The sequence below is a fragment of the Streptomyces sp. NPDC044044 genome (assembly GCF_056434405.1).
The window spans coordinates 443,973-465,565 of record NZ_JBWKFG010000009.1; the positions used below are offsets into that span (position 1 = coordinate 443,973).

Annotated in this window: 21 protein-coding genes; 20 read left to right on the top strand and 1 reads right to left on the bottom strand. The window is 70.0% G+C overall.

Annotated elements, in window-relative coordinates; genetic code table 11:
• The 10 genes from ruvX (at position 1) to nusB (ending at position 9,405) form a co-directional block, all read left to right on the top strand.
• Positions 1-465 (top strand): Holliday junction resolvase RuvX, encoded by a 465-nt coding sequence (gene ruvX, locus AC07AG_RS32800; RefSeq protein ID WP_478759962.1) that lies wholly within the window; start codon positions 1-3, stop codon positions 463-465.
• 124 nt (positions 466-589) lie between these two features.
• Positions 590-2,308, top strand: coding sequence for an endolytic transglycosylase MltG (mltG, locus tag AC07AG_RS32805; RefSeq protein ID WP_478759737.1), 1,719 nt, complete (start codon positions 590-592; stop codon positions 2,306-2,308).
• The gene (locus tag AC07AG_RS32810; protein ID WP_478759738.1) at positions 2,298-3,131 is read left to right on the top strand and encodes a shikimate dehydrogenase; all 834 of its coding nucleotides are present in this window, start codon (positions 2,298-2,300) and stop codon (positions 3,129-3,131) included. Before mltG ends, AC07AG_RS32810 begins: the two co-directional genes overlap by 11 nt.
• 125 nt (positions 3,132-3,256) lie before the next feature.
• Complete coding sequence (gene aroC, locus AC07AG_RS32815) at positions 3,257-4,441, top strand: chorismate synthase (protein ID WP_478759739.1); 1,185 nt, start codon at positions 3,257-3,259, stop codon at positions 4,439-4,441.
• Positions 4,438-4,953 (top strand): shikimate kinase, encoded by a 516-nt coding sequence (locus AC07AG_RS32820; RefSeq protein WP_478759740.1) that lies wholly within the window; start codon positions 4,438-4,440, stop codon positions 4,951-4,953. The genes aroC and AC07AG_RS32820 overlap by 4 nt, the downstream gene beginning before the upstream one ends.
• Entirely contained in the window at positions 4,950-6,062 is a 1,113-nt protein-coding gene (gene aroB, locus AC07AG_RS32825; RefSeq protein ID WP_478759741.1) for a 3-dehydroquinate synthase, read from the top strand. Before AC07AG_RS32820 ends, aroB begins: the two co-directional genes overlap by 4 nt.
• A 162-nt stretch (positions 6,063-6,224) precedes the next feature.
• The gene (locus tag AC07AG_RS32830) at positions 6,225-7,169 is read left to right on the top strand and encodes a Pro-rich N-terminal domain-containing protein (RefSeq protein ID WP_478759742.1); all 945 of its coding nucleotides are present in this window, start codon (positions 6,225-6,227) and stop codon (positions 7,167-7,169) included.
• 66 nt (positions 7,170-7,235) lie between these two features.
• A complete protein-coding gene (locus AC07AG_RS32835; protein ID WP_478759743.1) occupies positions 7,236-8,342 on the top strand; it encodes a M24 family metallopeptidase in 1,107 nt (368 codons plus the stop codon).
• Between the two features lie 59 nt (positions 8,343-8,401).
• The gene (gene efp / locus AC07AG_RS32840; protein WP_249591131.1) at positions 8,402-8,968 is read left to right on the top strand and encodes an elongation factor P; all 567 of its coding nucleotides are present in this window, start codon (positions 8,402-8,404) and stop codon (positions 8,966-8,968) included.
• A gap of 2 nt (positions 8,969-8,970) precedes the next feature.
• On the top strand, positions 8,971-9,405 hold the full coding sequence (nusB, locus tag AC07AG_RS32845) for a transcription antitermination factor NusB (RefSeq protein WP_249591132.1): 435 nt from the start codon (positions 8,971-8,973) through the stop codon (positions 9,403-9,405).
• Between the two features lie 237 nt (positions 9,406-9,642).
• Here nusB and bldD read toward each other — a convergent pair whose 3' ends face one another.
• A complete protein-coding gene (bldD, locus tag AC07AG_RS32850; protein WP_135330908.1) occupies positions 9,643-10,143 on the bottom strand; it encodes a transcriptional regulator BldD in 501 nt (166 codons plus the stop codon).
• Between the two features lie 198 nt (positions 10,144-10,341).
• On the opposite strand from bldD, the gene pyrR reads away from it, so the two are divergent.
• From pyrR to gmk, 10 genes are all read left to right on the top strand, one after another.
• Complete coding sequence (gene pyrR, locus AC07AG_RS32855; protein ID WP_383271943.1) at positions 10,342-10,914, top strand: bifunctional pyr operon transcriptional regulator/uracil phosphoribosyltransferase PyrR; 573 nt, start codon at positions 10,342-10,344, stop codon at positions 10,912-10,914.
• Between the two features lie 82 nt (positions 10,915-10,996).
• Positions 10,997-11,983: an aspartate carbamoyltransferase catalytic subunit gene (locus AC07AG_RS32860; RefSeq protein WP_361057803.1), complete on the top strand. Its 987-nt coding sequence runs from the start codon at positions 10,997-10,999 to the stop codon at positions 11,981-11,983.
• Between the two features lie 3 nt (positions 11,984-11,986).
• On the top strand, positions 11,987-13,276 hold the full coding sequence (locus AC07AG_RS32865) for a dihydroorotase (protein WP_478759744.1): 1,290 nt from the start codon (positions 11,987-11,989) through the stop codon (positions 13,274-13,276).
• Positions 13,273-13,875 (top strand): PH-like domain-containing protein, encoded by a 603-nt coding sequence (locus AC07AG_RS32870; protein WP_478759746.1) that lies wholly within the window; start codon positions 13,273-13,275, stop codon positions 13,873-13,875. Before AC07AG_RS32865 ends, AC07AG_RS32870 begins: the two co-directional genes overlap by 4 nt.
• Complete coding sequence (gene carA, locus AC07AG_RS32875) at positions 13,872-15,014, top strand: glutamine-hydrolyzing carbamoyl-phosphate synthase small subunit (protein WP_478759748.1); 1,143 nt, start codon at positions 13,872-13,874, stop codon at positions 15,012-15,014. The genes AC07AG_RS32870 and carA overlap by 4 nt, the downstream gene beginning before the upstream one ends.
• Entirely contained in the window at positions 15,007-18,315 is a 3,309-nt protein-coding gene (gene carB, locus AC07AG_RS32880) for a carbamoyl-phosphate synthase large subunit (RefSeq protein ID WP_478759750.1), read from the top strand. Before carA ends, carB begins: the two co-directional genes overlap by 8 nt.
• A gap of 91 nt (positions 18,316-18,406) precedes the next feature.
• Positions 18,407-19,513 (top strand): quinone-dependent dihydroorotate dehydrogenase, encoded by a 1,107-nt coding sequence (locus tag AC07AG_RS32885; RefSeq protein ID WP_478759964.1) that lies wholly within the window; start codon positions 18,407-18,409, stop codon positions 19,511-19,513.
• Positions 19,510-20,355 (top strand): orotidine-5'-phosphate decarboxylase, encoded by an 846-nt coding sequence (gene pyrF, locus AC07AG_RS32890; protein WP_478759752.1) that lies wholly within the window; start codon positions 19,510-19,512, stop codon positions 20,353-20,355. The genes AC07AG_RS32885 and pyrF overlap by 4 nt, the downstream gene beginning before the upstream one ends.
• Positions 20,356-20,631: 276 nt before the next feature.
• Positions 20,632-20,955, top strand: coding sequence for an integration host factor (locus AC07AG_RS32895; protein WP_005319887.1), 324 nt, complete (start codon positions 20,632-20,634; stop codon positions 20,953-20,955).
• 38 nt (positions 20,956-20,993) lie between these two features.
• Positions 20,994-21,587 carry a guanylate kinase gene (gene gmk / locus AC07AG_RS32900; RefSeq protein ID WP_478759753.1) on the top strand — a complete coding sequence of 198 codons (594 nt, stop codon included), beginning with the start codon at positions 20,994-20,996 and terminating at the stop codon, positions 21,585-21,587.
• Positions 21,588-21,593 lie beyond the last annotated feature (6 nt).

Below are 21,593 nucleotides of genomic sequence, written 5' to 3' on the forward strand. Positions count from 1 at the left end.
ATGCGCCGGGGCCGACGCCTCGCGATCGACGTCGGTGACGCCCGGATCGGGGTCGCCTCGTGCGACCCCGACGGGATCCTCGCCACTCCGGTGGAGACGGTGCCGGGACGCGATGTCCCGGCAGCTCAGCGCCGGTTGAAGCAGCTCGTCGAGGAGTACGAACCGATCGAGATCGTCGTCGGTCTGCCCCGCTCCCTCAAGGGGGGCGAGGGCCCGGCGGCCGTCAAGGTCCGCGCCTTCACCCAGGACTTCGCGCGCTTGGTGGCGCCCATTCCGGTGAGGCTCGTGGACGAGAGGATGACCACAGTGACGGCCAGTCAGGGGCTGCGCGCCTCGGGCGTGAAGTCCAAAAAGGGCAGGTCTGTCATCGATCAGGCGGCGGCCGTCATCATCCTGCAGCAGGCACTGGAGTCCGAACGGGCGTCAGGTAAAGCTCCGGGCGAGGGCGTCGAAGTGGTCATCTGATCGCGATACGGTAACGTTCCGCGCGATGCGGCGGTGTTCGAACAGCTGCCGCACAGCATCAAGAGGCGGAACGGTTGCCCTCCCACTCAGACGGCGGCCCCGCCTCGCGGCATGTAGGGGATCGATGACTGAGTATGGCCGGGGCCCAGGCTCCGAACCGTGGCATCCCGAGGACCCGTTGTACGGGGACGGCGGATGGGGAGGACAGCAGGCCGCGAGCGGCCCGTCCCCCTACGGCGGCCAGGGGCAGTACCACCCTCAGCAGCCGCAGCAGCATGCGCAGTACGAGGACTGGAGCACGGGCCAGCAGCAGGCCTACGGTCAGCAGCAGTACGGCGGGCCCGCCGCCCAGCAGCAGTACGACGGTGGCGGCGGCCAGGACCCGCAGTACAACGGCGGCCCGGCGGAGCAGCAGTACAACGGCGGTCAGGACCAGTACGACGGCGGCTGGGACACCGGCCGGCACGGCCAGGTCCCGTACGCCGCCGACCCGTCGGACCCCTACGGCAACCAGCCGGGCGGCTACGGCGCGGAGAGCCCGGACTACTACGGCACCCCCGACGCGTACCCCCCGCCGGAGCCGCCGTCCCGCCGCCGCCCCGACCCCGAGCCGCAGAAGGACTGGGACCCGGGTCCGGACCAGGGCGAGCACGCCTTCTTCTCGGGCGCCGATGACGACGAGGACGAGTACGACGACGAGCCGCCGGGCCGTCGTGGTGGCCGCGGGGACCGCCGAGGCGGCCGGGGCGGCAAGAAGCCGAAGAAGCGCAGGAGCGGCTGCGCCTGCCTGGTCGTGACGCTGGTCTTCGGCGGCGGTCTCGCCGGGGTCGGCTATTTCGGCTACCAGTTCTACCAGGACCGATTCGGTACGGCGCCGGATTACGCGGGCGAGGGAACGGGCCTCGCGACCGTCGACATCCCGAAGGATTCCGGCGGCTATGTGATCGGCCAGAAACTGAAGGACGCGGGTGTCGTCAAGAGCGTGGATGCCTTTGTCTCCGCGCAGGCGCAGAATCCCAACGGGAATTCTATTCAGGACGGCGTCTATGTCCTGAAGAAGGAAATGTCGGCCAAGAGTGCAGTCGAACTGATGCTCAGCCCGAAGAGCCGCAATAACCTCATCATTCCCGAGGGGCGGCGCAATTCGTGGGTCTACAGCCAGATCGACAAGCGTCTTGAGCTCGAAAAGGGGACGACGGCGGGCGTCGCCAAGAAGGAATGGAAGAGTCTCGGACTTCCTGACTGGGCGAATACCGAAAAGGACATCAAGGACCCGCTGGAAGGATTCCTCTACCCCTCCAGTTACCCGGTCGCCAAGGGGCAGAAGCCCGAAGTGGTCCTCAAGAAGATGGTCGCCCACGCCACCCAGAAATACGACGAGTTGGGCCTCAAGTCGAAGGCCGCCGAGCTGCAGTTGGAGAACCCGCTGCAGGTCCTGACCGTGGCCAGCCTCGTCCAGGCCGAGGGTATGACGCACGACGACTTCAAGAAGATGGCGTCTGTCGTCTACAACCGCCTCAAGTCGTCCAACACCGTGACCAACCAGAAGCTCGAGTTCGACTCGACGTACAACTACCTCAAGGGTCAGAGCGAGATCAATATCCCGATCTCGAAGATCCGGAGCGACCCCGACCCGTACAACACCTACTTCCACAAGGGCCTGCCGCCGGGACCGATTGGAAACCCGGGCGACGAAGCGCTGAAGGCGACGCTGGCTCCTGACGGAGGCGGCTGGATGTTCTTCATCTCCGTCGACGGAAAGAAGACCCAGTTCACCAAGACGCTGGCCGAGCACGAGAAGCTGGTCGCGGAATTCAATGATCGGCAGAAGAATGGCGACTGAGCAGGGCCGCCGAGCCGCAGTCCTCGGCTCACCCATCGCCCATTCCCTCTCCCCGGTGCTGCACCGCGCCGCATACGGGGAGCTGGGCCTGGTCGAGTGGACGTACGACCTGTTCGACGTCGACGAGGAGGCCCTGCCGGGCTTTCTGGAGGGGCTCGGCCCCGAGTGGGCCGGGCTCTCGCTGACGATGCCGCTCAAGCGCGCGGTGATCCCGCAGCTCGACGAGATCAGTGAGACCGCCGCGTCCGTCGAGGCGGTCAACACCGTCGTCCTGACGGACGACGGCCGCCGCGTGGGCGACAACACCGATGTCCCCGGCATGGTCGCGGCCCTGCGGGAACACGGCGTCGAGCAGGTCGATTCGGCCGCGATCCTCGGCGCGGGCGCCACCGCGTCGTCCGCCCTCGCCGCGCTCGCGCGGATCTGCACGGGCGAGGTCGTCGCGTACGTACGCAGCGAGGCGCGCGCCGCCGAGATGCGGCAGTGGGGCGAGCGGCTCGACGTGGACGTGCGGACGGAGGACTGGGCGCACGCCGAGCGCGCGCTGAGCGCGCCGCTGGTGATCGCCACGACGCCGGCGGGCGCGACCGACGCGCTGTCGGCCGCCGTGCCCGAGCGGCCCGCGACCCTCTTCGACGTCCTGTACGACCCGTGGCCCACCGCTCTCGCGGCCCGCTGGTCGATGTACGGCGGCGCTGTCGTCAGCGGGCTCGACCTTCTCGTGCACCAGGCGGTGCTGCAGGTCGAGCAGATGACCGGGCGCACGCCCGCGCCGCTGTCCGCGATGCGCAAGGCGGGGGAACACGCGCTGGCCGCCCGCTGAAGCGTCCGCTTTGTGGACCGGAGGCCAGGTCCCGCCCCCCGACGTGGGAGGATCGGGGGATGGCGGGCCAGGGCCGCGCACCCGGTCGCGCCACGCAGTTCCAGGCGCGAGCATGAGGAGCACCGTTGAGCAGGTTGCGTTGGCTGACCGCGGGAGAGTCCCACGGACCCGCACTTGTCGCGACGCTGGAGGGTCTTCCCGCCGGCGTGCCGATCACCACGGAGATGGTGGCGGACCACCTGGCCCGGCGGCGCCTCGGCTATGGGCGCGGTGCGCGCATGAAGTTCGAGCGCGACGAGGTCACCTTCCTGGGCGGCGTCCGGCACGGCCTGACCATGGGCTCGCCGATCGCGATCATGGTGGGCAACACCGAGTGGCCCAAGTGGGAACAGGTCATGGCGGCCGACCCGGTCGACCCGGAGATCCTCGCCGACCTGGCCCGCAACGCCCCGCTGACCCGGCCCCGGCCCGGCCACGCCGACCTCGCGGGCATGCAGAAGTACGGCTTCGACGAGGCCAGGCCGATCCTGGAGCGCGCCTCCGCCCGTGAGACCGCGGCCCGCGTCGCGCTCGGCGCGGTCGCCCGCTCGTACCTCAAGGAGACGGCCGGCATCGAGATCGTCAGCCATGTGACCGAGCTGGCGAGCGCCAAGGCGCCCTACGGCGTCTACCCGACCCCCGCCGACGTCGAGAAGCTCGACGCCGACCCGGTGCGCTGCCTCGACGCGGACGCGAGCAAGGCGATGGTCGCCGAGATCGACCAGGCCCACAAGGACGGCGACACCCTGGGCGGTGTGGTCGAGGTCCTCGCGTACGGAGTGCCCGTGGGCCTTGGCTCGCACGTCCACTGGGACCGACGGCTCGACGCACGCCTCGCCGCCGCGCTCATGGGCATCCAGGCCATCAAGGGCGTCGAGGTCGGCGACGGCTTCGACCTCGCGCGGGTGCCGGGCTCCAAGGCGCACGACGAGATCGTCTCCACCGAGGACGGCATCAGGCGCACCTCCGGCCGCTCCGGCGGCACCGAGGGCGGCCTGACCACCGGTGAACTGCTGCGCGTGCGTGCCGCGATGAAGCCCATCGCGACCGTGCCGCGCGCGCTCGCCACCGTGGACGTCGCCACCGGCGAGGCCACCAAGGCGCACCACCAGCGCTCCGACGTGTGCGCGGTCCCGGCGGCCGGCATCGTCGCCGAGGCGATGGTCGCGCTGACCCTGGCCGACGCCGTCGCCGAGAAGTTCGGCGGCGACAGCGTGCCCGAGACCCGGCGGAACGTGCGGTCGTACCTCGACAACCTGCAGATCCGGTGACCGGCCCGCAGATCGTTCTGGTCGGTCCGATGGGCGTGGGCAAGTCGACGGTGGGCGCCCTGCTCGCCGAGCGCCTCGGCACCGTCTACCGGGACACCGACGCCGACATCGTGGCCGCGCAGGGCCGGGAGATCGCGGACATCTTCGTGGACGAGGGCGAGGCGCACTTCCGCGACCTGGAGCGGGCGGCCGTGCGCACCGCGCTCGCCGAGCACGAGGGCATTCTCGCCCTCGGCGGGGGCGCGATCCTCGACGGGTCGACCCGCGCGCTCCTCGCCCCGCACCCCGTCGTCTATCTGTCGATGGACGTCGAGGAGGCGGTCAAGCGCACCGGCCTGAACGTCGCGCGCCCGCTGCTCGCGGTCAACCCGCGCAAGCAGTGGCGCGAACTGATGGACGCCCGCCGCCAGTTCTACGCCGAAGTCGCCCGCGCCGTCGTCGCCACCGACGACCGCACCCCCGAAGAGGTCGCCCAAGCGGTCCTCGACGCACTGGAGTTGAAGGAAGCATGACGGAGATTGCTGGGACGCCGGGGAACACGCCCACCCGCATCCAGGTCGGCGGCACCGCGGGCACCGAGCCGTACGAGGTGCTCGTCGGACGTCAGCTCCTCGGTGAGCTGCCCGGCCTGATCGGCGAGCGGACCAAGCGCGTCGCGATCATCCACCCGGAGGCACTCGCCGAGACCGGCGACGCCCTGCGCCAGGACCTGGCCGACCAGGGCTTCGAGGTCGTGGCCATCCAGGTGCCGAACGCCGAGGAGGCCAAGACCGCCGAGGTCGCCGCGTACTGCTGGAAGGCCCTTGGCCAGTCCGGCTTCACCCGCAGCGACGTCATCATCGGCGTCGGCGGCGGGGCCAGCACCGACCTCGCCGGGTTCGTGGCCGCCACCTGGCTGCGCGGGGTCCGCTGGATCGCCGTCCCGACCACCGTGCTCGGCATGGTGGACGCCGCGGTCGGCGGCAAGACCGGCATCAACACCGCCGAGGGCAAGAACCTCGTGGGCGCCTTCCATCCGCCCACCGGTGTGCTCTGCGACCTGGCCGCGCTCGACTCGCTGCCGGTCAACGACTTCGTGTCGGGTCTCGCGGAGATCATCAAGGCCGGCTTCATCGCCGACCCGGTGATCCTCGAACTGATCGAGGAGGACCCGCAGGGCGCGCGCAGCCCGCAGGGCCCGCACACCGCCGAGCTGATCGAGCGCTCCATCAAGGTCAAGGCCGAGGTCGTGTCCGGCGACCTCAAGGAGTCGGGCCTGCGCGAGATCCTCAACTACGGCCACACCCTGGCGCACGCCATCGAGAAGAACGAGCGCTACAAGTGGCGGCACGGTGCCGCGGTCTCCGTCGGCATGGCCTTCGCGGCCGAACTCGGCCGCCTCGCGGGCCGCCTCGACGACGCGACCGCCGACCGGCACCGCGCCGTCCTGGAGTCGGTCGGCCTGCCGCTGAGCTACCGCTACGACCAGTGGCCCAAGCTCCTGGAGACCATGAAGGTCGACAAGAAGTCCCGCGGTGACCTGCTGCGCTTCATCGTCCTCGACGGCCTGGGCAAGCCGACCGTCCTGGAGGGTCCCGACCCCGCGGTGCTGCTCGCGGCATACGCCGAAGTGGCCAAGTAGCGCTCCGGCAACGGAGAAAGTGGCGCACGAGAACAAGCCACGGGCACCCTGCGGCCTCCCCGGCCGTTCACACAACGTCGGCCGGGGACGGTACCGTTCGGTAACGGGTGGCCCCGGCCGCCGCCCGACCAGCGTCAGTCGTACGAGACGGAGTGGCACCGGATGCAGCACGCAGTGGGGTCTCCGCTGCCGCCGCCCCATCAGCCGGGGCACGGACCGGCCACCGGCTGGTCCCCGGCCGCACACCACCCGAGCGGTCCGCCGCCGGGTGCCGCGCCGGGCGGCCCACCGCCTCCCGCGCCGGGCTTCGCCGGCGCACCGCACCCCCCGGGCACGGCCCCCCATCCACAGGGACCGGCCCCGCACCCGCACGCCCCGGCGCCGCAGCACGTGGCGCCCGGCGCCCCGCAGCACGGCGCCACCCCCCAGCACAGCCATGCCCCAGGCGCCCCCGTGCCCCCGGAGACCACGGGGCACATCCAACTCCCGCCCGGCGGCCCCGTCGCCATGCCGAGCCCGCCGCCCGGCACCGCCCAGGCGGACACCGGCGGCACCACGCTGGCCGTCCTCCTGATCGGCCCCGCGGGCGCGGGCAAGACGAGCGTCGCCAAGTTCTGGGCGGAGCACCGCAGGGTGCCGACCGCCCACATCAGCCTCGACGACGTCCGTGAATGGGTGCGCTCGGGCTTCGCGGACCCCCAGTCGGGCTGGAACGACCACTCCGAGGCGCAGTACCGCCTGGCCCGCCGCACCTGCGGCTTCGCCGCACGGAACTTCCTGGCCAACGGCATCTCGTGCATCCTCGACGACGCGGTCTTCCCCGACCGCCCGGTCGTCGGCCTCGGCGGCTGGAAGCGCCACGTGGGCCCCGGCCTGCTGCCGGTGGTCCTGCTGCCAGGCCTGGAGATCGTCCTGGAGCGGAACGCGGAGCGCAGCGGAAACCGCCGCCTCACGGACGAGGAAGTGGCCCGCATCCACGGACGTATGGCCGGTTGGTACGGCTCGGGCCTGCCCATCATCGACAACTCCCAGCTGGACGTCCCCGCCACGGCCCGGGTCCTTGACGACGTCCTCGCCCGCTCCATCGCGAGCCCGCCGCAGTGGTAGGCGGCTGACCGCTCGGTCGGGTGCGCTGAACGGGCCGACCCGCGCCTGCGCTCATAGGCTCGTCCCATGTCAGAGGTGTACGCGGCCCGCCGTGAGCGGCTGAGGGAGCGTTGTGCCGCGGGCGGCAGCGCAGCGGCGCTGGTCTCCCGCCCCGCCAACGTGCGGTATCTCGCGGGAGCGGCGCCGCAGGGTGCCGTGCTCCTGCTGGGCAGGACCGAGGATCTGCTGCTGTGCGGCAGGCCGCTCGGTGACGAGCAGGGCGAGGGGCGGCCCGACGAGGGGCTGCGGGTGCAGCTGCTCGACGCGTCCGGCGGGGACGCCGCCGTCGCGGGCGCCGATCTCGCGGCCGCGCAGGGCGCTGACTCGCTCGCCGTCGAGGAGCACGACCTCACGGTCGCCAGACATCGCGCCCTGGGATCCGTCGCGCCGCGGCTGCGGCTCGCGGACCTCGGGGGAGCGGTCGAACAACTCCGGCTCGTCAAGGACGAGGAGGAGATCTCCTGCCTGCGGATCGGCTCCGAGATCGCCGACCAGGCCCTCGGCGAACTGCTCGAATCGATTCTCGTGGGGCGTACGGAACGTCATCTCGCCCTGGAGCTCGAACGCCGCCTCGTCGATCACGGCGCGGACGGGCCCGCCTTCCCGACCTCCGTCGCCACCGGGCCGAACTCGGGCAGGGGCGCCCACCGGCCGTCGGACCGGCGAGTGGAGGAAGGGGATTTCCTCTCCGTGTGCCTGGGGGCGAGCTATCGCGGCTATCGTTGTGAGATCGGGCGTACGTTCGTCATCGGTACGTCTCCCGCGGACTGGCAGATCGAGCTGTACGACCTCGTCTTCGCCGCTCAGCGGGCCGGCAGGGAGGCTCTCGCACCGGGCGCCGCCTACCGCGACATCGACCGTGCGGCACGGCATGTACTGGACTCCGCGGGGTATGCGGACGGTCTCGCTCCGCTGATGGGACACGGTGTGGGGCTCGAAATCGACGAGGACCCGCAGTTGGCGCCCGCGGCCATGGGTAAACTGGACGCCTGCGTGCCGGTCACCGTCGAACCGGGGGTTCACATCCCGGGACGGGGTGGTGTCCGGATCGATGACACGCTCGTCGTGCGCCCCGAGGCGGACGGCGGACCCGAGCTACTCACCATTACGACCAAGGAGCTGCTCGCGCTCTAGCTTTTCAGCTGTGCGCGTGCGCCGGGGTCGTCCACGTCAGTCCAGGAGATTCCGCAACCGTGGCTTCCACGAACGACCTCAAGAACGGCCTGGTGCTCAAGCTCGACGGGGGCCAGCTCTGGTCCGTCGTCGAGTTCCAGCACGTCAAGCCCGGCAAGGGCCCCGCCTTTGTGCGCACGAAGCTCAAGAACGTGCTGTCCGGCAAGGTCGTCGACAAGACCTTCAACGCCGGCGTCAAGGTCGACACGGCGACGATCGACAAGCGCGACATGCAGTTCTCCTACATGGACGGCGACTACTTCGTCTTCATGGACATGGAGACGTACGACCAGCTGCACGTCGACCGCAAGTCCGTCGGTGACGCCGCCAACTTCCTGATCGAGGGCTTCACGGCCTCCGTCGCGCAGCACGAGGGCGAAGTCCTCTTCGTCGAGCTGCCGGCCGCCGTCGAGCTGGTCATCCAGGAGACCGAGCCCGGCGTCCAGGGCGACCGCTCCACCGGCGGCACCAAGCCCGCGACGCTGGAGACCGGCCACCAGATCCAGGTGCCGCTCTTCATCACCACCGGCGAGAAGATCAAGGTCGACACCCGTGACAGTGGCTACCTCGGCCGGGTGAACAGCTAACCGTGGCTGCTCGTAATACGGCCCGCAAGCGCGCCTTCCAGATCCTTTTCGAGGCCGACCAGCGTGGTACCGACGTCTTGACGGTCCTCGCGGACTGGGTGCGTCACTCGCGGTCCGACACCCGGCAGCCGCCGGTCAGCGAGTTCACGATGGAGCTGGTCGAGGGGTATGCCCAGCACGAGCGCCACATCGACGAGCTGATCTCGCAGTACGCCGTCGGGTGGACCCTGGACAGGATGCCGGTCGTCGACCGCAACATCCTGCGGATCGGTGCCTACGAGCTGATCTGGGTCGACGCGACGCCGGACGCCGTGGTGATCGACGAGTCCGTGCAGCTCGCCAAGGAGTTCTCCACGGACGACTCGCCGTCCTTCGTGAACGGCCTGCTCGGCCGCTTCAAGGACCTGAAGCCGAGTCTGCGCCGCGACGAGGCGTAGGACGCCGCGACAAGGCCAAGGGCGAGGCGTCAGCCTCCCGCGCCGCTCAGAGGGCCCGCAGTGACATGCTGCGGGCCCTCTGGCGTTGCCCTGGGGCTCCTCTGGGGTCCCTGTGGCTCCAGGGGCCCGTGTGGCCTCCCGAGGGCTCACAGGCGTACGCAGAACGCCGGGGTGGCCGGAACCCATCGGTTCCGGCCACCCCGGCGTTACGTTTCTGCTCAGCTCTCGCTTGAGGGATCAGACGTCGTCGTGGGCGACGGCGCGGCGCGCGTCCGCGTCCAGGACGCCCCAGCTGATCAGCTGCTCGGTGAGAACCGAGGGCGACTGGTCATAGATCACGGCGAGGGTGCGCAGGTCGTCCTGGCGGATCGAGAGCACCTTGCCGTTGTAGTCACCGCGCTGCGACTGGATCGTGGCGGCATACCGCTGCAGGGGTCCTGCCTTCTCGGCCGGGACGTGCGCGAGGCGCTCAAGGTCGAGAACGAGCTTGGGCGGCGGCTCGGCCGCACCGCCGGGAGCGGTGCCGGGCAGCAGCTCCTGGACCGGGACGCCGTAGAAGTCCGCCAGCTCGGCAAGGCGCTGTACGGTCACGGCGCGGTCGCCGCGTTCGTACGAACCGACCACGACCGCCTTCCAGCGTCCCTGGGACTTCTCCTCGACGCCGTGGAGGGAAAGGCCCTGCTGGGTACGGATGGCGCGGAGCTTGGCCCCGAGCTGTTTGGCGTATTCGCTGGACATATAGCTCCCCGGACGAAGAACGGTAACTCACTGTGAGGTTACGCAGCGTTACTTGGGTGCGTCAAGCCGAATGGTCCGTACCGACCCCTCTCAGGGGGGTCGTGACCGGCGGTGTTGTCGGTGCTGGTACCGTGGATGGCGCAATTTCGACGTCCTTTAAGGTCCGTCCCGTGAGGCGGAGAAGGAGGTCCGTTTCATATGGACTCGCACGACACGAACGAACCCGATGTCGCCCGGCCCGTGCTCGAAGGCCCGGACATCGCACGGGTGTTGACCCGTATCGCACACGAGATCGTCGAGCGCGCCAAAGGCGCCGAGGACGTGGTGCTGCTCGGCATTCCCACGCGGGGTGTCTTCCTCGCGCGGCGACTCGCCGAGAAGCTCGAAGAAATCACCGGACGGACGATCCCGGTTGGCTCACTCGACATCACGATGTACCGCGACGATCTGCGCATGCACCCGCCGCGCGCACTCGCCCGCACCGAGATCCCCGGTGACGGCATCGACGGCCGCCTCGTCGTCCTCGTCGACGACGTGCTCTTCTCCGGCCGCACCATCCGCGCGGCCCTCGACGGCCTGAACGACATCGGCCGTCCGCGCGCGGTGCAGCTCGCCGTCCTCGTCGACCGCGGCCACCGCGAACTTCCGATCCGCGCCGACTACGTCGGCAAGAACCTCCCCACGTCGTTGCGGGAGACGGTCAAGGTCCAGCTCGCCGAGGAGGACGGCCGCGACGCCGTGCTGCTCGGCGCCAAGCCCGCTTCCGCGTAGCACCGGCTCCCTCCACGGGCACCGGGGCACACCCCTGCGCGCCCGCGTGCCCGCACACCTCCACATGACGGAGTACACCCAGATGATGCGACACCTCATCTCGGCCGCCGACCTCACCCGCGACGACGCCGTTCTCATCCTCGACACCGCCGAGGAGATGGCCCGGGTCGCCGACCGGCCGATCAAGAAGCTGCCCGCGCTGCGCGGCCGCACGATCTGCAATCTGTTCTTCGAGGACTCGACCCGGACCCGGATCTCCTTCGAGGCCGCCGAGAAGCGCCTCTCCGCCGACGTCATCAACTTCGCCGCCAAGGGCTCCAGCGTCTCCAAGGGCGAGTCGCTCAAGGACACCGCCCAGACCCTGGAGGCGATGGGCGTCGACGCCGTCGTCATCCGGCACGGCGCGTCCGGCGCCCCCTACCGGCTCGCCACCTCCGGCTGGATCGACGCCCCGGTGATCAACGCCGGCGACGGCACCCACCAGCACCCCACGCAGGCCCTGCTCGACGCCTTCACCATGCGGCGCCGTCTCGTCGGCAAGGACGAGGGCCTCGGCAAGGACCTGAGCGGCAAGCGCATCACGCTCGTCGGCGACGTCCTGCACAGCCGGGTCGCGCGCTCGAACGTCGACCTGCTGCACACCCTGGGTGCCCAGGTCACCCTCGTCGCCCCGCCCACACTCGTACCCGTCGGCGTCGACAGCTGGCCCTGCGACGTGTCGTACGACTTGGACCGCGTGCTCCCGAAGTCCGACGCCGTGATGATGCTGCGCGTGCAGCGCGAGCGCATGAACGCCGCGTTCTTCCCGACCGAGCGCGAGTACTCGCGTCGCTACGGCCTGGACGGCGAGCGCATGGCGAAGATGCCCGAGCACGCCATCGTGATGCACCCGGGCCCGATGGTGCGCGGCATGGAGATCACCGCCGAGGTCGCCGACTCCGACCGCTGCACGGTCATCGAGCAGGTCGCCAACGGCGTCCACACCCGGATGGCCGTCCTGTATCTGCTCCTGGGCGGGAACGAACCCGCCGTCACCCACACCCGCCCCACCGGTTCCGAGGAGAAGTAAGACATGAGCAAGACCCTGATCCGTGGTGCGAAGGTCCTTGGCGGCGAGCCCCAGGACGTCCTGATCGACGGCGAGACGATCCTGGAGGTGGGGACCGGCATCGCGGCCGGCGACGACGTGACCGTCGTCGAGGCCGACGGCAAGATCCTGCTGCCCGGCCTCGTCGACCTGCACACCCACCTGCGCGAGCCCGGCCGCGAGGACTCCGAGACCGTCCTGACCGGCACGCGCGCCGCCGCGTCCGGCGGCTACACCGCCGTGTTCGCCATGGCCAACACCTTCCCCGTCGCCGACACCGCGGGCGTCGTCGAGCAGGTCTACCGGCTCGGCCAGGAGGGCGGGTACGCGGACGTCCAGCCGATCGGCGCCGTCACCGTCGGTCTTGAGGGCAAGAAGCTCGCCGAGCTCGGCGCCATGCACGAGTCCGCTGCCGGTGTCACCGTCTTCTCCGACGACGGCAAGTGCGTCGACGACGCCGTGATCATGCGCCGCGCCCTGGAGTACGTGAAGGCGTTCGGCGGAGTCGTCGCCCAGCACGCGCAGGAGCCCCGCCTGACCGAGGGCGCCCAGATGAACGAGGGCGTCGTCTCCGCCGAGCTGGGGCTCGGCGGCTGGCCCGCCGTCGCCGAGGAGTCGATCATCGCGCGTGACGTGCTGCTCGCCGAGCACGTCGGCTCGCGGGTGCACATCTGCCACCTGTCGACCGCGGGCTCGGTCGAGATCGTGCGCTGGGCGAAGTCGCGCGGCATCGACGTGACCGCCGAGGTCACCCCGCACCACCTGCTCCTGACCGACGAGCTGGTCCGCTCGTACAACCCGGTCTACAAGGTCAACCCGCCGCTGCGCACCGAGCGCGACGTCATGGCGCTGCGCGAGGCCCTGGCCGACGGCACGATCGACATCGTCGCCACCGACCACGCCCCGCACCCGCACGAGGACAAGGACTGCGAGTGGGCCGCGGCCGCCATGGGGATGGTGGGCCTGGAGACCGCGCTCTCCGTCGTCCAGCAGACGATGGTCGAGACGGGCCTGCTCACCTGGGCCGCGGTCGCCGACCGGATGTCCGTCAAGCCGGCCGAGATCGGGCAGGCCAAGAGCCACGGCCGCCCCGTCTCGGCAGGTGAGCCCGCGAACCTCACGCTCCTCGATCCGGCTTACCGTGGTGTCGTGGACCCCGCGGGCTTCGCCTCGCGCAGCGGCAACACCCCCTACGAGGGCCGTGAGCTGCCGGGCCGCGTGACGCACACGTGGCTGCGGGGCCGCGCCACGCTCGTCGACGGGAAGCTCGCGTGACCTCTCTGATCTCCACCGCCGCAGGAAGTGCCGTCACCCTCGCAGCCGAGAAGAAGTCGGCGGACGTGACGGACTGGGCCGCCCGCGCGGGCTGGGTCGTCGGACTGCTGCTCTTCATCGCGCTCGTCTACTGGCTGATGCGCGAGGGCTGGAAGTGGCGCGGCACGCTCCAGGGCGACCTGCCGCCGCTTCCCGTGGTGCCGGATGACGCGGGCCCGGTGAGACTTGAGCTCAGCGGCCGCTACCACGGCTCGACCACGGCAGGGCAGTGGCTCGACCGCATCGTGGCGCACGGCCTCGGTACCCGCAGCCGCGTGGAGCTGACGCTCACGGACGCGGGCCTCGATGTCGTACGCCCCGGGGCAGCCGACTTCTTCATCCCGGCCGCACAACTGCGCGAGGCCCGCCTCGACAAGGGCATCGCCGGAAAGGTCCTCGCGGAGGGCGGTCTGCTGATCGTCACCTGGGAGCACGGCGAGAAGCAGATCGACTCGGGCTTCCGCTCGGACCACGCGGCCGAGCAGGCCGAGTGGGTCGAGGCCGTCAACAACATGATCAACACGAACACGAACGACCTGAAGGAAGGCACCGCACGATGACGACCTCCACAAGGGGAGCCGCCAAAACTCCCGCCGTACTCGTCCTGGAGGACGGCCGCATCTTCCGCGGCCGCGCCTACGGGGCCGTGGGGGAGACCTTCGGCGAAGCGGTGTTCTCCACCGGCATGACCGGCTACCAGGAGACCCTCACCGACCCCTCGTACCACCGCCAGGTCGTCGTCATGACGGCCCCGCACGTCGGCAACACCGGCGTGAACGACGAGGACCCCGAGTCGCAGCGGATCTGGGTCGCCGGATACGTGGTGCGGGACCCCGCGCGCGTGCCCTCCAACTGGCGCTCGCAGCGCACCCTCGACGAGGAGCTCGTCAACCAGGGTGTCGTGGGCATCAGCGGCATCGACACGCGTGCGCTCACCCGCCACCTGCGCGAGAGCGGCGCGATGCGGGTCGGCATCTTCTCCGGCAACGCGCTCCCCGACGAGGGCGTGATGCTCGCCGAGGTCCGCCAGCAGCCCGAGATGAAGGGCGCGAACCTCGCCGCCGAGGTCGCCACCAAGGAGACGTACGTCGTCCCCGCGGTCGGCGAGAAGCGCTTCACCGTCGCAGCCGTCGACCTCGGCATCAAGGGCATGACCCCGCAGCGCATGGCCGAGCGCGGGATCGAGGTGCACGTCCTGCCCGCGACCGCGACCGCCCAGGACATCTACGCGGTCCAGCCCGACGGCGTGTTCTTCTCCAACGGTCCCGGCGACCCGGCGACCGCGGACGGCCCAGTCGCCGTCATGCGGGCCGTCCTGGAGCGCAAGACCCCGCTCTTCGGCATCTGCTTCGGCAACCAGATCCTCGGCCGCGCGCTCGGCTTCGGCACGTTCAAGCTGAAGTACGGCCACCGCGGCATCAACCAGCCGGTGCAGGACCGCACCACCGGCAAGGTCGAGGTCACCGCGCACAACCACGGCTTCGCCGTCGACGCGCCGCTCGACAAGGTCTCCGACACCCCCTACGGGCGCGCCGAGGTCTCCCACGTGTGCCTCAACGACCAGGTGGTGGAGGGGCTCCAGCTCCTCGACCAGCCCGCGTTCAGCGTCCAGTACCACCCCGAAGCCGCTGCCGGCCCGCACGACGCCGCGTACCTCTTCGACCGCTTCGTATCCCTGATGGAGGACCAGCGTGCCTAAGCGCTCCGATATCCAGTCCGTCCTGGTCATCGGCTCCGGTCCGATCGTCATCGGCCAGGCCGCCGAGTTCGACTACTCCGGCACCCAGGCGTGCCGCGTGCTCAAGGCCGAGGGCCTGCGCGTCATCCTCGTCAACTCCAACCCGGCGACGATCATGACCGACCCGGAGATCGCCGACGCGACGTACGTCGAGCCGATCACCCCGGAGTTCGTCGAGAAGATCATCGCCAAGGAGCGCCCCGACGCGCTGCTCCCGACCCTCGGTGGCCAGACCGCGCTCAACACCGCGATCTCCATGCACGAGCAGGGTGTCCTGGAGAAGTACGGCGTCGAGCTCATCGGCGCCAACGTCGAGGCCATCAACAAGGGCGAGGACCGCGACCTCTTCAAGGGCGTCGTCGAAGAGGTCCACAAGAAGATCGGGCACGGCGAGTCCGCCCGCTCGTACATCTGCCACTCCATGGACGACGTCCTCAAGGGCGTCGACGAGCTCGGCGGCTACCCCGTGGTCGTCCGCCCCTCCTTCACCATGGGCGGCGCCGGCTCCGGCTTCGCGCACGACGAGGAGGAGCTGCGCCGCATCGCCGGACAGGGCCTCACGCTCTCGCCGACCACCGAGGTGCTCCTTGAGGAGTCCATCCTCGGCTGGAAGGAGTACGAGCTGGAGCTGATGCGCGACAAGAACGACAACGTCGTGGTCGTCTGCTCCATCGAGAACTTCGACCCGATGGGCGTGCACACCGGCGACTCGATCACCGTCGCGCCCGCGATGACGCTGACCGACCGCGAGTACCAGACCCTGCGCGACGTGGGCATCGCGATCATCCGCGAGGTCGGCGTCGACACCGGCGGCTGCAACATCCAGTTCGCCATCGACCCGACCGACGGCCGGGTCATCGTCATCGAGATGAACCCGCGCGTCTCGCGGTCCTCCGCCCTTGCGTCGAAGGCCACCGGATTCCCGATCGCGAAGATCGCAGCGAAGCTGGCAGTCGGCTACACGCTGGACGAGATCCCGAACGACATCACCGAGAAGACCCCGGCCTCCTTCGAGCCGACGCTCGACTACGTCGTGGTCAAGGCCCCGCGTTTCGCCTTCGAGAAGTTCCCCTCGGCGGACTCGACCCTGACGACCACCATGAAGTCGGTCGGCGAGGCCATGGCGATCGGCCGCAACTTCACCGAGGCGCTGCAGAAGGCGCTGCGCTCCCTGGAGAAGAAGGGCTCGCAGTTCACCTTCGTGGGCGAGCCCGGCGACAAGGCCGAGCTCCTGGCCGAGGCCGTGCGCCCGACCGACGGGCGCATCAACTCCGTCATGCAGGCCATCCGCGCCGGAGCCACTCCGGAGGAGGTCTTCGAGTCCACGAAGATCGACCCGTGGTTCGTCGACCAGCTCTTCCTGATCAAGGAGATCGCGGACGAGCTGACCGCCGCCGAGCGCCTGGACGCCGATCTGCTCGCCGAGGCCAAGCGGCACGGCTTCTCCGACGCCCAGATCGCCGAGATCCGTGGCCTGCGCGAGGACGTCGTGCGCGAGGTGCGGCACGCCCTCGGTGTCCGCCCGGTCTACAAGACGGTCGACACCTGCGCCGCCGAGTTCGCCGCCAACACGCCGTACTTCTACTCCTCGTACGACGAGGAGAACGAGGTCGCCAAGCGCGAGAAGCCCGCGGTCATCATCCTGGGCTCGGGCCCCAACCGCATCGGCCAGGGCATCGAGTTCGACTACTCCTGCGTCCACGCCTCCTTCGCCCTGAGCGACGCGGGCTACGAGACCGTGATGGTCAACTGCAACCCCGAGACCGTCTCGACGGACTACGACACCTCGGACCGTCTGTACTTCGAGCCGCTGACGCTCGAGGACGTCCTGGAGATCGTCAACGCCGAGGCGCAGGCAGGGCCGATCGCGGGCGTCATCGTGCAGCTCGGCGGCCAGACCCCGCTCGGCCTCGCGCAGGCGCTCAAGGACAACGGCGTACCGGTGGTGGGCACCTCGCCCGAGGCCATCCACGCCGCCGAGGACCGCGGCGCCTTCGGCCGGGTGCTCGCGGAGGCCGGTCTCCCGGCGCCCAAGCACGGCACCGCCACCACCTTCGCCGAGGCCAAGGCCATCGCCGACGAGATCGGCTACCCCGTCCTCGTACGCCCGTCGTACGTGCTCGGCGGCCGTGGCATGGAGATCGTCTACGACGAGACCCGCCTCTCCGCGTACATCGAGGAGTCGACCGAGATCAGCCCCTCGCGGCCGGTGCTCGTCGACCGCTTCCTGGACGACGCGATCGAGATCGACGTGGACGCGCTCTACGACGGCGAGGAGCTCTACCTCGGCGGCGTCATGGAGCACATCGAGGAGGCCGGCATCCACTCCGGTGACTCCGCGTGCGCGCTGCCCCCGATCACGCTCGGCGGCTATGACATCAAGCGCCTTCGTGCCTCCACGGAGGGCATCGCCAAGGGCGTCGGCGTCCGCGGGCTCATCAACATCCAGTTCGCGATGGCCGGGGACATCCTCTACGTCCTTGAGGCCAACCCGCGTGCCTCGCGCACTGTCCCCTTCACCTCGAAGGCGACCGCGGTGCCGCTGGCCAAGGCCGCCGCGCGCATCTCGCTCGGCGCGACCGTCGCCGAACTGCGCGCCGAGGGCATGCTCCCGGCGACCGGCGACGGCGGCACGCTGCCGATGGACGCGCCGATCTCGGTGAAGGAAGCCGTCATGCCGTGGTCGCGCTTCCGCGACATCCACGGGCGTGGCGTCGACACCGTCCTCGGCCCGGAGATGCGCTCCACCGGTGAAGTCATGGGCATCGACTCGGTGTTCGGCACGGCCTACGCCAAGTCGCAGGCGGGCGCGTACGGTCCGCTGCCGACCAAGGGCCGCGCCTTCATCTCCGTCGCCAACCGCGACAAGCGCACGATGATCTTCCCGGCGCGTGAACTGGTCGCGCACGGCTTCGAGTTGCTCGCCACGTCCGGCACGGCCGAGGTGCTCAAGCGCAACGGCATCAATGCCACGGTCGTGCGCAAGCAGAGCGAGGGCGAGGGTCCGAACGGCGAGAAGACGATCGTCCAGCTGATCCACGACGGCGCGGTCGACCTCATCGTCAACACCCCGTACGGCACGGGTGGCCGCCTCGACGGCTACGACATCCGTACGGCGGCCGTGTCCCGCTCGGTGCCGTGCCTGACCACGGTCCAGGCGCTCGCCGCCGCCGTCCAGGGCATCGACGCGCTCAACCACGGGGACGTGGGCGTCCGGTCGCTCCAGGAACACGCGGAGCATCTGAACGCGGCCCGCGACTAGCAGCCCACCAGGGGGACACCGATCCGGTGTCCCCCTTCTGGTGAGCACTCCGACTTCCGGTACTTCCGGTGAGGACACCGAGGACACCACCTTGTACAAACTCTTCTTCAACCTCGTCTTCAAGCGCATGGACCCGGAGCAGGCCCACTACATGGCCTTCCGCTGGATCCGGCTCGCGGCCCGCGTCCCCGTCCTGCGCACGTTCGTCGCGGCCGTGCTCGCCCCGCGCCACAAGGAACTGCGCACCGAGGCCTTCGGGCTGCGGATGCACGGCCCCTTCGGGCTCGCGGCGGGCTTCGACAAGAACGCCGTCGCGATCGACGGCATGTCGATGCTGGGCTTCGACCACATCGAGATCGGCACGGTCACGGGGGAGCCGCAGCCCGGCAACCCCAAGAAGCGGCTGTTCCGCCTCGTCCAGGACCGGGCGCTGATCAACCGCATGGGCTTCAACAACGAAGGCTCCGCGGCCGTGGCCGAGCGCCTGGGCGCCCGCAAGGCCGTCTTCAGGACGGTCGTCGGCGTGAACATCGGCAAGACCAAGGTCGTCCCCGAGGAGGAGGCCGCCGCCGACTACGTGAAGTCGACCGAGCGGCTCGCCGTCCACGCCGACTACCTCGTGGTGAACGTGTCGTCCCCGAACACCCCGGGCCTGCGCAACCTCCAGGCCACGGAGTCCCTGCGGCCGCTGCTCACCGCCGTACGCGAGGCGGCCGACCGCAGCGTCACCGGGCGGCGTGTGCCGCTCCTCGTGAAGATCGCTCCCGACCTCGCGGACGAGGACGTCGACGCGGTCGCCGACCTGGCCGTCGAGCTCGGCCTCGACGGCATCATCGCCACGAACACGACCATCGCGCGCGAGAGCCTCGGTTTGCAATCCGAACCTTCGCTCTACGGAGAGACCGGCGGCATGTCGGGGGCGCCTCTCAAGGAGCGCTCGCTGGAGGTCCTGCGCCGCCTCTACGCGCGCGTGGGCGACCGCATCACGCTCGTGGGCGTCGGCGGCATCGAGAACGCCGAGGACGCCTGGCAGCGGATCCTCGCGGGCGCCACCCTGGTGCAGGGCTACAGCGCGTTCATCTACGAAGGTCCCTTCTGGGGCCGTGCGATCCACAAGGGCCTCGCCGCCCGCCTGAACACCTCCCCGTACGCCACGCTCGCCGAGGCCGTCGGCGCCGACGCAAGGAAGCCCGCATGAGTGCCCTCGAACCCTTCGGTACGCGCCTTCGCCACGCCATGGACGAGCGCGGGCCGCTCTGCGTCGGCATCGACCCGCACGCGTCCCTGCTGGCCGCCTGGGGCCTGAACGACGACGTCGCGGGCCTGGAGCGCTTCACCGCGACCGTCGTCGAGGCGCTGGCCGGCACGGTGGCGGTCTTCAAGCCGCAGAGCGCGTTCTTCGAGCGCTTCGGCTCGCGCGGCATCGCCGTACTGGAGAAGGCGGTCCAGGAGCTGCGCGCGGCCGGCGCGCTGGTCGTCATGGACGCCAAGCGCGGCGACATCGGCTCGACCATGGCCGCGTACGCGGAGACCTTCCTGCACAAGGACTCGCCGCTGTTCAGCGACGCCCTCACGGTCTCGCCCTACCTCGGCTACGGCTCGCTGAAGCCGGCCGTCGACCTGGCGCGCGAGAACGGCACCGGGCTCTTCGTGCTCGCCCTCACCTCGAACCCCGAGGGCGCCGAGGTGCAGCACGCGGTGCGCGAGGACGGCCGCACGATCGGCGCGACGATGCTCGGACACCTGGCGGCCGAGAACGCCGGTGCTCAGCCCCTGGGCTCCTTCGGCGCCGTCGTCGGGGCGACGCTGGGTGACCTGTCCTCGTACGACCTCGCGGTCAACGGCCCGCTGCTCGCCCCCGGCATCGGGGCGCAGGGTGCCACCCCCGCGGATCTGCCGGGTGTCTTCGGGGACGCGGTGCGCAATGTCGTGCCGAGCGTCAGCCGGGGTGTCCTGCGTCACGGTCCCGACGTGGCGGGGCTTCGCGTCGCGGCGAGCCGCTTCGCGGACGAGATCCGTGAGGCCGTCGCCTCGGCCTGAGGGTGTTTTTCCGTCTTCGAAGGACGTGTCCGGCCACGTCCCTACGTTTCGTTGATGGCCTGCCAGGCCAAATCCGGGGTGAAATGCCCGGAATGTACACCTCGGCAGAGGCTGACCAGGACTTTTCGTCTGTTCTCGCTGACTCCGGCGGCCATGCCCGCTAGTCTCCGACGAGAGCGAACGGGCAAGCGCGTTGCACGTTGCTCACCAGGTGTGGGGCGACTAGGTTCCTCACCGGTCCGTATCCGACAGTTCGACATCCGAGGTGACGTAGGCGTGGCTCTTCCGCCCCTTACCCCTGAACAGCGCGCAGCCGCGCTCGAAAAGGCCGCCGCGGCTCGCCGGGAGCGGGCCGAGGTCAAGAATCGACTCAAGCACTCCGGTGCCTCGCTTCACGAGGTCATCAAGCAGGGTCAGGAGAACGATGTCATCGGCAAGATGAAGGTCTCCGCCCTCCTGGAGTCCCTGCCCGGCGTGGGCAAGGTCCGCGCCAAGCAGATCATGGAGCGTCTTGGCATCTCCGAGAGCCGCCGTGTGCGCGGTCTCGGCTCCAACCAGATCGCCTCCTTGGAGCGTGAGTTCGGCGGTGGCGCTGCCTGACGTTCTCAGGCACTCCTGAGAACCTGGATAATCGCTGCATGGCTGCAACATCCCGGGGGACGACCCCCGTGCCCCCGGACGTACGTCCGCGGCTGACCGTGCTCTCCGGCCCCTCTGGGGTCGGCAAGAGCACGGTCGTCGCTCATATGCGCAAGGAACACCCCGAGGTCTGGCTCTCCGTCTCGGCCACCACCCGCAAGCCGCGCCCCGGCGAGAAGGACGGTGTCCACTATTTCTTCGTCTCCGACGAGGAAATGGACAAGCTGATCGCCAACGGCGAGCTGCTCGAGTGGGCGGAGTTCGCGGGCAATCGCTACGGCACGCCCCGGGGCGCCGTCATCCAGCGCCTGGAGGCGGGCGAGCCCGTCCTCCTGGAGATCGATCTGCAGGGCGCGCGCCTGGTCCGCGAGTCGATGTCCGAGGCGCAGCTGGTCTTCCTCGCACCGCCGAGCTGGGACGAGCTGGTCCGCCGGCTCACCGGCCGGGGGACCGAGGCGCCGGAGGTGATCGAGCGCAGGCTCGGCGCGGCGAAGATCGAACTCGCCGCCGAGGCCGAGTTCGATACGACCCTGGTCAATACCTCCGTCGAGGATGTGGCGCGTGAGCTGCTAGCCTTGATGAAAGTTGTTTGATCTTCA